Origin of the sequence: Sporosarcina sp. FA15 (assembly GCF_051550195.1) — a bacterium.
Classification (GTDB): domain Bacteria; phylum Bacillota; class Bacilli; order Bacillales_A; family Planococcaceae; genus Sporosarcina; species Sporosarcina psychrophila.
The window spans coordinates 786,889-799,921 of the sequence record NZ_CP188818.1; the positions used below are offsets into that span (position 1 = coordinate 786,889).

Annotated in this window: 12 protein-coding genes and 1 other annotated feature; all 12 genes read left to right on the top strand. The window is 42.7% G+C overall.

Annotated features, from left to right (window positions below):
• Window positions 1-19 precede the first annotated feature (19 nt).
• Window positions 20-1,141 (top strand): tRNA 2-thiouridine(34) synthase MnmA, encoded by a 1,122-nt coding sequence (mnmA, locus tag ACP8HG_RS03790; RefSeq protein WP_067208253.1) that lies wholly within the window; start codon window positions 20-22, stop codon window positions 1,139-1,141.
• A 13-nt stretch (window positions 1,142-1,154) separates the two neighbouring features.
• A complete protein-coding gene (locus tag ACP8HG_RS03795; RefSeq protein WP_067208256.1) occupies window positions 1,155-1,820 on the top strand; it encodes a tetratricopeptide repeat protein in 666 nt (221 codons plus the stop codon).
• Window positions 1,821-1,835: 15 nt separating this feature from the next.
• The gene (recD2, locus tag ACP8HG_RS03800; protein ID WP_438298207.1) at window positions 1,836-4,286 is read left to right on the top strand and encodes an SF1B family DNA helicase RecD2; all 2,451 of its coding nucleotides are present in this window, start codon (window positions 1,836-1,838) and stop codon (window positions 4,284-4,286) included.
• A 47-nt stretch (window positions 4,287-4,333) separates the two neighbouring features.
• Window positions 4,334-4,541: a binding site (T-box leader), on the top strand.
• Between the two features lie 293 nt (window positions 4,542-4,834).
• Complete coding sequence (alaS, locus tag ACP8HG_RS03805; RefSeq protein WP_438298208.1) at window positions 4,835-7,468, top strand: alanine--tRNA ligase; 2,634 nt, start codon at window positions 4,835-4,837, stop codon at window positions 7,466-7,468.
• Between the two features lie 82 nt (window positions 7,469-7,550).
• On the top strand, window positions 7,551-7,823 hold the full coding sequence (locus ACP8HG_RS03810) for an IreB family regulatory phosphoprotein (protein WP_067208264.1): 273 nt from the start codon (window positions 7,551-7,553) through the stop codon (window positions 7,821-7,823).
• The gene (gene ruvX / locus ACP8HG_RS03815) at window positions 7,820-8,239 is read left to right on the top strand and encodes a Holliday junction resolvase RuvX (RefSeq protein WP_067208266.1); all 420 of its coding nucleotides are present in this window, start codon (window positions 7,820-7,822) and stop codon (window positions 8,237-8,239) included. The genes ACP8HG_RS03810 and ruvX overlap by 4 nt, the downstream gene beginning before the upstream one ends.
• Window positions 8,240-8,249: 10 nt before the next feature.
• Window positions 8,250-8,549, top strand: a complete 300-nt coding sequence (locus tag ACP8HG_RS03820; RefSeq protein ID WP_067208268.1) for a DUF1292 domain-containing protein — start codon at window positions 8,250-8,252, stop codon at window positions 8,547-8,549.
• 433 nt (window positions 8,550-8,982) lie between these two features.
• The gene (gene mltG / locus ACP8HG_RS03825) at window positions 8,983-10,107 is read left to right on the top strand and encodes an endolytic transglycosylase MltG (RefSeq protein ID WP_340741937.1); all 1,125 of its coding nucleotides are present in this window, start codon (window positions 8,983-8,985) and stop codon (window positions 10,105-10,107) included.
• A 25-nt stretch (window positions 10,108-10,132) separates the two neighbouring features.
• On the top strand, window positions 10,133-10,768 hold the full coding sequence (locus ACP8HG_RS03830; protein WP_082786540.1) for an O-methyltransferase: 636 nt from the start codon (window positions 10,133-10,135) through the stop codon (window positions 10,766-10,768).
• A gap of 62 nt (window positions 10,769-10,830) precedes the next feature.
• Window positions 10,831-11,469, top strand: coding sequence for a uridine kinase (gene udk, locus ACP8HG_RS03835; RefSeq protein ID WP_067208274.1), 639 nt, complete (start codon window positions 10,831-10,833; stop codon window positions 11,467-11,469).
• 106 nt (window positions 11,470-11,575) lie between these two features.
• A complete protein-coding gene (gene greA / locus ACP8HG_RS03840; protein ID WP_067208276.1) occupies window positions 11,576-12,052 on the top strand; it encodes a transcription elongation factor GreA in 477 nt (158 codons plus the stop codon).
• Window positions 12,053-12,314: 262 nt separating this feature from the next.
• The gene (locus tag ACP8HG_RS03845) at window positions 12,315-13,010 is read left to right on the top strand and encodes a YrrS family protein (RefSeq protein WP_067208279.1); all 696 of its coding nucleotides are present in this window, start codon (window positions 12,315-12,317) and stop codon (window positions 13,008-13,010) included.
• The last annotated feature ends 23 nt before the right edge of the window (window positions 13,011-13,033 follow it).

The window sequence follows — 13,033 nt, forward strand, 5'->3', positions numbered from 1 at the left end:
ATAAAGGATGAAAAATAGAATGAAAACAACTAAATCACCAGCAGAAACACGCGTTGTTGTCGGTATGTCGGGCGGCGTAGATTCGTCTGTTGCAGCACTATTGCTGAAAGAGCAAGGCTATGAAGTTATCGGTATTTTCATGAAAAACTGGGACGACACAGACGAATTCGGTGTCTGTACTGCAACGGAAGACTATGAAGATGTTATCAGTGTTTGTAATGATATCGGAATACCCTATTACGCGGTCAATTTCGAAAAACAATATTGGGATAAAGTATTTACGTATTTCCTTGAAGAATATAAAGCGGGTCGTACACCGAACCCCGATGTCATGTGTAATAAAGAAATCAAGTTCAAAGCGTTTCTTGAGCATGCAATGAGTCTAGGTGCAGACTATTTAGCAACGGGTCATTATGCACAAGTCGTAGAAGTAGAAGGCGGCGTATCAATGTTGCGCGGGAAAGATGCAAATAAAGATCAAACGTATTTCTTGAATCAATTGACACAAGATCAACTACAAAAAGTGATGTTCCCAATTGGCAATATGGAAAAAAGCGCTGTGCGTGAAAAAGCGGTTGAAGCTGGGCTTTCGACAGCGGCGAAAAAGGATTCCACGGGCATTTGTTTCATCGGAGAGCGGAATTTCAAGGAATTCCTTGGTCAATATCTTCCTGCTCAACCAGGAGATATGACGACGATGGAAGGCGAAACTGTAGGCCGTCATGATGGGCTTATGTACTATACGATTGGTCAACGTCACGGTCTTGGTATTGGCGGAGCTGGAGAACCATGGTTCGTTATTGGCAAAGACTTGAAGAAAAATATCCTTCTCGTTGGTCAAAACTTTGATAACGATGCACTTTATTCCGATAGTTTGACAGCAATTGACGTCAGTTTTTCGACTGTACGTGAACTTCCGAAAAAATTCAGTTGTACAGCGAAATTCCGCTACCGTCAACCGGATACCAACGTCACAGTTGAACTAACTGAAGACGGAAGTGCAATCGTCCACTTTGCACAACCAGTGCGTGCAATCACACCTGGACAGGCCGTCGTTTTCTATGATGGAGACGAATGTCTCGGCGGGGGAACAATCGATACAGTTATCAAAAACGGTAAACAACTTGATTATGTTGGATAAGGGGAAGTTAACTATGGAATACAATGAAATTGGAATCGCCGCACTACAAAATGGCGAATATGAAAAAGCAGTCGAATCATTTATGCAAGGGGTCGAAAAGGACCCGGAAAATGCAGTCGGTTATATCAATTTAGGGAATGTTTTCGCTTCACTTGGAGATGCTGAAAGAGCAGAACCATTTTTCCAAAAAGCGATTACACTTGATGCTGAAGCAGGCACAGCGTTTTATGGTCTTGCCAATCTTTATTACAATAAAGATCGTTTTGAAGAAGCAGCAAAATTATATGAAAAGGCAGTCCGCAAAGGTGTCGAAGAGGCGGACGCTTATTTCATGCTCGGGAAAAGTCTCGAACGTTCGAGTAATGAGAAATTAGCGTTGCCTTATTTACAGCGAGCGACAGAACTGGCACCTGAGGATCTTGAAATTCGGTTATCTTATGGGATTGTTCTTGCCAATTTGGAGCTATTTAAAGAAGCCGGGAATGAATTCCGTTTTATCATCGAACAGGACGAAGCAAGTGCCGATGCTCATTATAACCTCGGTTTCTTATATGCAGTGTCAACAGAAGAGAAACAAGATGCGCTTAATCATCTTGAAAAAGCATTCACAATCGATCCAGAACATGTTCAAGCACGCTATATATATGACATGATCAAGTTGGGTGAAGAAGGAAAATAAGAAGGGGTGGCGGTGATGGAAGGGAACAACATGGCGGGAAATACGGATGAAGTTTTTTTGATTGGACGACCAGTCGTGACAATCTTCCATAACCCCGACAGCCTTTTTACGATCGCGAAATTAAAAGTTCGTGAAACGAATAGTGGGAATGAAGATAAAGAAATCATCGTTAAAGGCAGTTTTCCACAACTGAATCCTGAAGATGACTATAAATTTACAGGTAAGCTTGTTAATCATCCGACATACGGTGCGCAGTTTGATGTGCATACCTTTGCGAAAGAGATGCCGGCAACAGAAACGGGACTGGTCCATTATCTGTCAGGTGATTTGTTTCCGGGCATCGGGATGAAGACAGCACAAACAATTGTTAAAAAGTTAGGCAAGGATGCTATTAAAAAGATACTTGACGATCCGTCTGTTCTTGGTACTATTCCGAAACTAGCGGATGATAAAAAAGAGACATTGATTTCCGTTTTGGAGCAGAATATGGGACTTGAGCGGACAATTATCCAATTGAATGAATGGGGATTCGGACCGCAAATCGCTATGCGCATTTATCAGAAGTATCGTGAAGAATCGGTTTCATTGCTGTCTGAAAATCCATATCGACTTATTGAAGAAATTGAAGGGGTAGGTTTTCAGCGTGCGGACGAACTCGGCAAAAACCTAGGCATTACAGGAAACCACCCATCAAGAATCAAGGCAGCCATTCTTCATTCAATGAACCAGGCGGTGCAATCAGCGGGGCATGTATACGTTGAAGCGGAAGCCATTTTGCCAGATGTCAAACGCCTGCTCGAAATGAGTCAGCGCATTGATATTCCATTTGCAGATATTTCCCAGGCAATTATTGTGCTTGTCGAGGAAGGCAAGCTATCTGCTGAAGAACGTAGATTATACATACCGTCCCTCTACTTTTCAGAAATCGGAATCGCTGCGAAGCTTGAGCGCATTATGGAAAATGACACAGCGGATCAATTTCCTGTGTCTGAAATAAGAAAAGCGGTCGGGGAAGTTGAAGAGCGGCTAGGTGTTAATTATGCAGAAACACAAGTGGCAGCGATTGAAACAGCCCTTCATTCGCCATTAATGATATTAACTGGCGGTCCTGGAACCGGGAAAACGACTGTTATTCGTGGTTTTGTCGAAGTGTATGCAGAACTTCACGGATTGTCGCTCGACCCGAAAGAGTATGCCAAAAAGAAAGAACCATTTCCGATTGTATTAGCGGCGCCAACTGGGCGTGCAGCTAAGCGTATGTCGGAATCGACTGGATTACCTGCGATGACAATTCACCGTTTGCTTGGATTCAACGGGCAGGAAAAGGATGAAGAGACTGAGCGGGAAGTTGAAGGGCGTCTCATTATCATTGATGAAATGTCGATGGTCGATACATGGCTTGCCCATCAGTTATTAAAGGCACTTGCCAATGATGTACAACTATTATTCGTTGGTGACCAAGACCAGCTGCCGCCTGTAGGACCCGGTCAAGTACTTCGGGATATGCTAGATTCCGGTAAAGTCCCTATCATTGAGCTGACTGAAGTATTTCGGCAAAGTGAAGGTTCGTCGATTATCGAAATGGCTCATATGATTAAACGGTCAGAATGGACAGATGACATTACGAAGAAAACATCGGATCGTTCATTTATCAAAGCGGGTAGCGATCGAATTCTCGAAGTCGTCGAACAAGTCGTAAAAAATGCCATTACCAAAGGTCACCCCATTAAAGATATCCAAGTTCTTGCGCCGATGTATAGAGGACCGGCGGGTATTGATGGTTTAAACAAAATGATTCAGGAAATGGTCAATCCACCAGGACCCAAACGCAAAGAAGTGGTTTTTGGCGAAGCGATTTACCGAATTGGTGATAAAGTGCTTCAGCTTGTCAACCAACCCGAGAGTAATGTTTTTAACGGAGATATGGGTGAAGTCATTTCGATTATCAAAGCCAAAGAAACAATTGATAAAAAAGAACTACTCGTTGTTTCGTATGATGGAATTGAAGTTACCTATGAACGCAATGATCTTAACCAGCTGACACTTGCTTATTGCTGTTCAATCCATAAATCCCAGGGCAGCGAATTCCCAATCGTCATTATGCCAATCGTCCGCGGTCATCGTAAAATGTTGCGACGTAATTTACTGTATACCGGCATCACTCGTGCGAAAAACTTCCTTATCCTCTGTGGTGAGCCTGAAGAGTTCAGGGCAGGTATAGCACGAACTGACGAATTGGAAAGGCAGACGACATTAAAAGAACGGTTAAACGGCGATGTCGTTGAACTGGTAGCTATGGAGTCTCCTGATCCTGAGCGTGGAAAGGTTTCTAATGAGGCGCATGTGATTTCAGAGGATTCCCAACCTGTCATTTTCTCACTTACGATGGAAACTTTCCTATCAATCGACCCGCTGATTGGCATGAAAGGGGTAACGCCTTATGAATTTCTTGAAGTTTCAGATTGACAACAAGGCGGAACTTTTCTATAATCCAATTACAAATGTTATTCATATGTAATACGTTGACGGAGAAAGTAGACAAGTTTACTCGTCCAGAAAGGAGCCCCTTGGCTGAAAGGGCTCTCGAGCAAAAATGTTGAAAAGCTACTCCCGAGTGCAGCTCATCACTGCCGTCCGCCGCGTTAAGGCAACCAGAGATGCCGGATTCAATTCGTCCGGTAATTAGGGTGGTACCGCGAGACTAACATCTTCGTCCCTTGCATTAGGGGCGGGGATTTTTTTGTGCTCACAGGATGCGGGAATGCAGCCTTTGCGACAGGACGTCGCGCACTTAGGCTGCATTCCTTCAGCGGTTTGCAATTATATCCCGACGTCGCGCTTGGAAATCAGGAGTTGTCGTTACGATTCGAAAGTTGCCATTAGAAATCAAAAGTTGTGATTAGAATTTCGGAGTTGCCATTAGAGCCTCCAAGTTGACATTACGATTCGAAAGTTGCAATAAGAGGCCCACACCCGATATCCACATGTTTTCAATTTAAAAGGAGGATTCATTCATGAAAAAACTAACAACGTCACAAATACGTAACATGTTTTTGGACTACTTTAAGGAACAGGGGCACAGTGTTGAACCATCTGCGCCGCTTGTACCAATCGATGATGCATCACTTCTTTGGATTAACAGCGGCGTTGCAACAATGAAAAAGTATTTCGATGGTCGTGTTGTTCCAACTAATCCGCGTATCGTCAATGCACAAAAGTCAATCCGTACAAACGATATTGAAAATGTCGGGAAAACAGCTCGCCATCATACATTTTTTGAAATGCTTGGGAACTTCTCAATAGGTGATTATTTCAAGGAAGGAGCAATTGTTCAGGCATGGGAATTTTTAACTGATGAAAAATGGATCGGTTTTGACCCTGAGCTGCTATCCATCACAATCCATCCAGAAGACGAAGAGGCATATGGAATCTGGCGTGACAAAGTAGGGATTGCAGAAGATCGTATCATCCGTCTTGAAGGAAACTTCTGGGACATCGGGGAAGGCCCGAGTGGTCCGAACTCAGAAATCTTCTACGACCGTGGACCGACATACGGCGACGATTTCTCTGATCCTGAATTATATCCAGGCGGGGAAAATGAACGTTATCTAGAAATTTGGAACCTTGTATTCTCGGAATTTAACCATAATCCGGATAATACATACACCCCACTTCCGAAAAAGAACATTGATACAGGAATGGGACTCGAACGGATGGCATCAGTTATCCAAAACGTTCCGACAAACTTTGATACAGATCTATTCATGCCTATCATGAATGCTATTGAAAACTTTACCGAAGAGAGATACGGTTCAGATGAACAAAAAGATACTGCATTTAAAGTGATTGCAGACCATATCCGTACAGTGGCTTTTGCAATCGGTGATGGAGCACTTCCGTCCAATGAAGGTCGCGGTTATGTGCTTAGAAGATTGCTACGCAGAGCTGTTCGTTTTGCGAAACAGCTGGGCATCAACAAGCCGTTTATGTTTGAACTTGTACCAGTTGTAGGAGAAATCATGCAAGACTTCTATCCTGAAGTGACTGACAAGAAAGAGTTCATCATGAAAGTTATTAAAAATGAAGAGGAACGCTTCCATGAAACATTAACGGATGGAATGACAATCCTTTCTGGCGTGATCGAAACTGCAAAATCATCGGGAACTTCTATCGTTCCAGGAGCTATCGCATTCCGTCTCTATGACACATATGGCTTCCCATTCGAGTTGACAGAAGAATTTGCTGAAGAAGCAGGGGTTACGGTTGACCGCGCTGGGTTCGATTCGGAAATGGACAGCCAACGTAAGCGTGCGCGTGCAGCTCGTCAAGACGTCGATTCAATGCATGTTCAGTCGGGTGTACTTGGTGAAATTCATGATTCAAGCGAATTCATTGGGTACAATCAACTGCAATGTGATGCAACAGTTGTCGCGCTCTTACTCGAAGGAACATTAGTTGACACTGCATCAGAAGGTGATGAAATTCAATTCATCTTGGATCGTACTCCGTTCTACGCGGAAAGTGGCGGACAAGTAGCGGACAAAGGAACAATTAGCAGCGCAACATTTGTTGCGGATATTAAAGATGTACAAAAAGCTCCAAACGGTCAAAACTTGCATACGGCAATCATTCGTTCGGGTGAAATGCATAAAGGTGCAGCCGTTCAAGCAGAAGTAAATCAAGCAGCTAGAAAACTAACGGTTCGAAATCACACGGCAACGCATCTTCTTCACAAAGCATTGAAAGAAGTACTTGGAGAACACGTTAACCAGGCAGGTTCCTACGTCGGTCCTGACCGTTTGCGTTTTGACTTCTCGCATTTTGGTCAAGTGACGAAAGAAGAACTTGAGAAAATTGAGCAGATTGTCAATCAAAAAATCTGGGAAGACATCGCTGTCGATATTGCAGAAAGACCGATTGACGAAGCCAAAAAACTTGGTGCAATGGCACTCTTCGGTGAAAAGTATGGCAAAGTGGTTCGCGTTGTTTCAGTTGGGAATTACTCATTGGAACTTTGCGGTGGATGTCACGTCGCTTCAACGTCTGTCATCGGTTTGTTCAAACTTGTATCTGAAAGTGGAATCGGCGCAGGCACACGACGCATTGAAGCACTTACGGGGCAGCAAGCCTACCGTTCATTCAAAGATGAAGAGGAAGTGCTCGTTAACGCTGCAAGCCTTTTAAAATCGAATCCAAAAGACGTTGTGACGAAGATCGCATCAGTGTTAGCTGAAATGAAAGAACTTCAACGTGAAAATGAATCACTATCTGCTAAACTCGGAAACAGTCAATTGGCGGACATTATGGCATCTTCTCAGCAAATCAATGACGTGACAGTGATCTCTGCACGTGTTGATGTGAAAGATAATAATGGACTTCGTCAGATGATGGACGAAATGAAACAGAAGTTATCAAAAGGAGTCATTGTCCTAGGTGCAGCGGCAGACGGTAAAGTGATGCTGGTTTCAGGCGTGACAGAAGATTTGAAATCAGGGAACTATCATGCTGGGAAAATCGTCAATCATGTAGCTACACAGTGCGATGGAAAAGGCGGCGGTCGCCCGGATATGGCAATGGCAGGTGCGAAAGATGTGTCTAAACTTGATGATGCCCTTCAATCCGTGTATGATTATGTCAAATCTGTTTAACTGGTGAATCAAATCGGGTATAATTAGAAATGTAATTATATCCGATTCATAAAACGGATGATCTGAAAGCGGGGTGTCGATTATGGAGTCATACGATAAGACGATGAAATTTAACTTTCCTGAAGAGTCAATGGAGCAAGAAGTGAAGCAGGTTATGCTTCATGTGCACAAGGCACTTGACGAAAAGGGCTACAGTCCAATTAATCAGATTGTAGGTTATCTTCTTTCGGGCGATCCAGCTTATATACCACGTCATGACGATGCACGTAACTTAATCCGAAAGTTGGAACGGGATGAGATCCTAGAAGAACTTGTGAAGTTTTACGTTCGTGAAAACGGAGGGAAAACAGAGTGAGGACAATGGGGTTGGATGTTGGATCCAAAACGGTTGGCATCGCGATCAGTGATGCGCTTGGGTGGACTGCCCAAGGCATTGAAACAGTAAAGGTCGATGAAGGTGCTGGCCAGTTTGGCATGGAAAGAATCCAGGAACTCGTGAAAGAATACGAGGTGAGCGGATTTGTGGTAGGATTCCCTAAGAACATGAATAATACAGTCGGACCAAGAGCAGTAGCATCTCAAGATTATGCTGAGCTTTTGAAACAAACATTCGGCTTTCCTGTTGCATTATGGGACGAGCGATTGACGACGATGGCAGCGGAACGCGTGCTAATCGATGCAGATGTTAGTCGTAAGAAAAGAAAGACTGTTATCGATAAGATGGCAGCAATCATGATACTCCAAGGGTATCTTGATTCAAAAAATAGATGAGGTGATCGTAATGGAACACGGACAAGAAACAATGACGATTGTAGATGAAAACGGCGAGGAACACGTATGTGAAGTAATCTTTACATTTGATTCAGAGGAATTCGGTAAATCATACGTTCTTTATCATGTACTTGGTGAAGAAGATACGGATGACGACGAAGAAGTCGAAATCCATGCATCTGCATTTGTACCTTCTGAAGACAATGAAGATGGCGAATTGATGCCTATCGAAGACGACGCAGAGTGGGAAATGATTGAAGAAATGTTGAACACGTTCCTTGCAGAAGAGGACGAAGAAGACGAAGAGTAAACTATATGTGCACGGACGGGACGGTGCGGTACAGGCCGTTCCGTTTTTTCATTGAGAGATGAGAAAGAGTAGGTCAGAACCTTGAGCAATGTCTTGACTCGAGCGCCTAGCCCCTCGAGTCGCTTCAGTCCTTAAGGCCCTCCGACATACAGGACGTACTAGTGTCGACGTTGCCACAGAACATCGCGAATTTAGTCGGTCTGCGCTTTTTCTTAGTGTCTAGGCTTCAGGCGCCAGCCGCTCGGGTCATAAGCAATCCAGTTATGTGGCAAAGAGCGCCACGTCGCTGGATCGACTTATGCCCGTCGCGGGCCTACAGGATGTAGGTCATGCAGCTGTTGCCATAGGAAGTGGCGCATTTAAGCTGCGTTCCCTATAGGTAGGCGCCTTGCGCTTTTCTTATTATGCTTCGAACGAAAGAGGTGGATTACGCATGGATGATGGTTCGAAAAAAGATATCATGTTCGAGCGGATGCGTGAAAAGAAGAAAGAAGTGAAAATCGTTAGAAGGATTGTGCTAGTAATCGTACTTGTTCTAGTGCTTATTGGCTTAATTGGTGGCCGTTACGTCTATAAATACATAACAGGGGCCCTTCAACCCATGGACCCAGATTCCGAAAAAGTCATTGAAGTAGAAATTCCTATCGGGTCTGGTGTAGACACTATTGCAGCGAAACTTGAAGAAAATGGGATTGTTAAAGATGCTCGTCTGTTCAAATATTACGTGAAGTTCAATAACAATTCTCAGTTTCAAGCAGGGACGTATGGCTTAACGAAATCGATGACGCTTGACGAAATCATCGAAAGTTTAAAAACAGGAAAAGTTTATAGAGAACCAGTCTTTACAATGACTGTTCCAGAAGGACTGACATTGAAACAAATTGCTAAAATTGTCGAAAAAAGTACAGGGATTTCAGAGAAAGAATTCCTTGCTTATGTAAATGACGAAGCAACCGTCAATATGTTGATGGGGAAATATTCGAAAATCTTGACAGAAGATATTAAAGCAGAAAACGTTAAATATCCGTTGGAAGGTTATTTATTCCCAGCAACTTATCCGTTTTTTGAAGAAAAACCATCTCTTGAAACAATAGTCAATTCGATGATTCAGGGGACTGCGCTAAATGTAACGCCTTATCTCGATTATCTGCAAAGCAATGATAAATCAGTTCATTGGTTGTTGACATTCGCATCGCTGCTTGAAGAAGAGGCGACGGCGCAATCAGATAGAGAAACGATTGCCAGTGTATTTTACAATCGCTTGGAGATAGATATGCCGCTTCAAACGGATCCAACAGTCCTTTACGCACTAGGTGAGCACAAAGATAGAGTACTTTATTCAGATCTTGAAATAGAAGATCCCTATAATACGTATGTCGTCAAAGGATTGCCGCCTGGACCGATTGCGGGAGCAGGAAGGTCTTCAATCGAAGCAGTTATAGACCCTTCTAAAACGAACTATCTATTTTTCTTAGCCGATAAGAAAGGTGTCAATCATTTTACGGATTCTTATGATCAGCATTTGAAAAACCGGACACTTTATTTATCAGGGGATTGACGGTCTTGAACTGGAGATGAACGCAATGGATAACTATAAGACATATCTTGCAAGTTTTGTGAAAGAAAGAGATACACTCATTGTTGAGATAGAACAATATGCGAAAGAACATCATGTTCCAATCATGGATAATGAGGGCATCGACTTATTTATTAGCCTATTAAGAATTCAAAATCCGGAACGTATCCTTGAAATTGGTAGTGCAATCGGCTATTCGGCGATACGGATTGCTGGGGCACTACCTAAGGCTTCTATTGTGACTATTGAAAGAGATACTGATCGGTATTTGAAAGCGGTTGACTACATCACGCGGAGTGGTTTTGAACAAAGGATTGCTATTATTGAAGCGGACGCGCTGTTAACCGACAGTGCTGAGATTTTCGATAAGACTTACGATGCGCTTTTCATTGATGCTGCTAAAGGGCAATATAAACGATTCTTTGAAAAATATGCGTCTAGCCTCAAAGCCGGGGGCGTTATTTATTGCGATAATATGTTCATGCATGGTATAGTGCTGCTCGAAGATAAGGATATCCCGAGGCGAAATCGCACAATGATACGCAACTTGAAAGAGTTCACTGAATGGGTTATGAACAATCCTGAGTACGAAACGTCTTTGCTTCCGGTTGGAGACGGGCTTTTAATTGCGGTAAAAAAATAAAAAGACATTAATGTGGATATCCTAGAATAACGGGATATTCTGATGCGTAAAGGGAGTTTGAAATGAAATCTAGAAAACCTCTCGTCATCGGTATTGCAGGTGGCTCAGGATCGGGTAAAACAAGTGTTACCAATTCAATCTACGATGTGTTTAAAGAGCATTCTGTGGTTGTTATCGAACAGGATTATTATTATAAAGACCAGTCTCACTTGGAATTTGAGGAACGGTTGAAAACGAATTATGATCATCCGCTGGCGTTCGATACAGATCTACTAATTCATCATGTTGAAACCCTTATTGACCGAAAGCTCGTAGAAAAACCCGTGTATAATTATACATTACACACGCGGTCTGAAGAGACGATTATTATCGAACCGAAAGATGTCATTATCCTGGAAGGGATTTTGGTTCTTGAGGACGCGAGGTTACGTGATCTAATGGATATCAAATTATTTGTCGATACAGACGGGGATTTGCGTATCATTCGTCGTATTATGCGTGACATTAATGAGCGGGGTAGAACAATTGATTCGGTCATCGAGCAATATTTGTCTGTTGTACGCCCAATGCACAATCAATTCATCGAACCAACGAAAAGGTATGCCGATATTATTATTCCAGAAGGCGGTCATAATGAAGTCGCAATCGACCTAATGGTTACGAAAATAAAAACAATTCTTGAATCTGGAACAGAATTGTAATATGATAATGACAGAATTCTATACAGATTTAGCACTATGTCGCATACCTGTCGTAGGAGCGGCATAGTATTTTTATGAACAGGAATATTAGGGAGTGGTGTGTGTAATGATTACAGAAAAGAAATTTCCAATGACTGCATCAGGTAAACAAAAGCTTGAAGAAGAGCTAGACTTTCTAAAATCAGTTAAACGAAAAGAAGTTGTCGAGCGCATAAAAATCGCGCGTAGTCACGGGGATCTTTCGGAAAACTCGGAATACGATTCCGCGAAAGAAGATCAAGGTTTCCTTGAAGGTAAAATTGCTTCTATTGAGTCGATGATCCGCAATGCGGTAATCATCACAGCAGACGAACTAAATACTGACGAAGTACGCCTTGGGAAAACCGTCACATTTAAAGAACTGCCAGACGGAGATGAAGAGACGTATACGATTGTTGGTTCTGCAGAGGCGAATCCAATCGAAGGTCTTATTTCAAATGATTCACCGATTGCAAAAGGACTTATCGGTCGTTCTAAAGGTGATCAAGTGAAAATTATTACACCGGGTGGAGAAATGTCAGTTACAATTCTTGATATAAAATGATTTACTGATAGCCGCCCTCTATTGTGAGGGCGGTTTTCGTACTTTATGATTTACGATAAAAGTTGAATAAATGAATGCCTATAAATAAACTGAGAGAATGCACCTTAACAGGAGTAACCGAGGCCCTTAGGCTGATGCCATCCCCGAGCAGTGCAGCGAATTCAATGAAATACCTTTTTAGAACTTTATGAAACAAATTACGTTGCTACTCGTCTATTACATACTGGCAATCGTCAAAATCTTAACAGGAGTTGATATGTGAATGACAGAACGAGAACCTGATCTTTCGAGAGTTGAACGAAAAAAAGGTCGTAACCGAAATAAAATTTTGAACAGTATGATTGCAGTTGTTGTAGTTCTTATTGTTATCGCTACAGTGGCCATTTTCTCTGGCAACAAGAGTGATAATGAACCGAACGATATTGAAGAAACTGCAAATGATAGCACTGTCAATGATGATAAGGCAGAAGACGTTGAAGATGACGATAAGGATAATGCGACAGAAGATAGTAATCCAACAAAGGACGAAGAGAGATCTGCACCAGAAAACACTACAGAAACCGAACAAGTCGACGAAACAACTAATGAAGACGGTAGTGAGGAATCTGGCTCGGTAACATCCGTTCCTTCAGACGACGCAATCATTGCCGAGACGATTGTCAATAATGCATGGAAGCCTGTAGGTACGACACAAACAGGCGAGCACGTATCCCAGTATGATGGCACTTCAGTGGATTGGAATGAGAAAAAGCAAGCACTTGCCTATGCAACTGGTCTACCACAAGATTCAATGATCTTTTTGAAGATTAAAAACGGCGGTGGACCACAGAAGTCTATTGGAATCGTTTCGTCAAGAGATAGTACACAGAAATACCGTGTCTATCTCGAATGGGTGGATGGCGAAGGCTGGAAACCTGTAAAAATGGATAAATTAACAACATTGGACTTTGATTATTAAATGCAGTTTAGTGGAGGGAATAC

What these genes read in the sequence shown, in the direction of transcription:
- mnmA (WP_067208253.1), top strand. Translation starts at nt 20, where the DNA reads ATGAAAACAACTAAATCACCAGCAGAAACACGCGTTGTTGTCGGTATG.
- ACP8HG_RS03795 (WP_067208256.1), top strand. Translation starts at nt 1,155, where the DNA reads ATGGAATACAATGAAATTGGAATCGCCGCACTACAAAATGGCGAATAT.
- recD2 (WP_438298207.1), top strand. Translation starts at nt 1,836, where the DNA reads ATGGAAGGGAACAACATGGCGGGAAATACGGATGAAGTTTTTTTGATT.
- alaS (WP_438298208.1), top strand. Translation starts at nt 4,835, where the DNA reads ATGAAAAAACTAACAACGTCACAAATACGTAACATGTTTTTGGACTAC.
- ACP8HG_RS03810 (WP_067208264.1), top strand. Translation starts at nt 7,551, where the DNA reads ATGGAGTCATACGATAAGACGATGAAATTTAACTTTCCTGAAGAGTCA.
- ACP8HG_RS03820 (WP_067208268.1), top strand. Translation starts at nt 8,250, where the DNA reads ATGGAACACGGACAAGAAACAATGACGATTGTAGATGAAAACGGCGAG.
- mltG (WP_340741937.1), top strand. Translation starts at nt 8,983, where the DNA reads ATGGATGATGGTTCGAAAAAAGATATCATGTTCGAGCGGATGCGTGAA.
- ACP8HG_RS03830 (WP_082786540.1), top strand. Translation starts at nt 10,133, where the DNA reads ATGGATAACTATAAGACATATCTTGCAAGTTTTGTGAAAGAAAGAGAT.
- udk (WP_067208274.1), top strand. Translation starts at nt 10,831, where the DNA reads ATGAAATCTAGAAAACCTCTCGTCATCGGTATTGCAGGTGGCTCAGGA.
- greA (WP_067208276.1), top strand. Translation starts at nt 11,576, where the DNA reads ATGATTACAGAAAAGAAATTTCCAATGACTGCATCAGGTAAACAAAAG.
- ACP8HG_RS03845 (WP_067208279.1), top strand. Translation starts at nt 12,315, where the DNA reads ATGACAGAACGAGAACCTGATCTTTCGAGAGTTGAACGAAAAAAAGGT.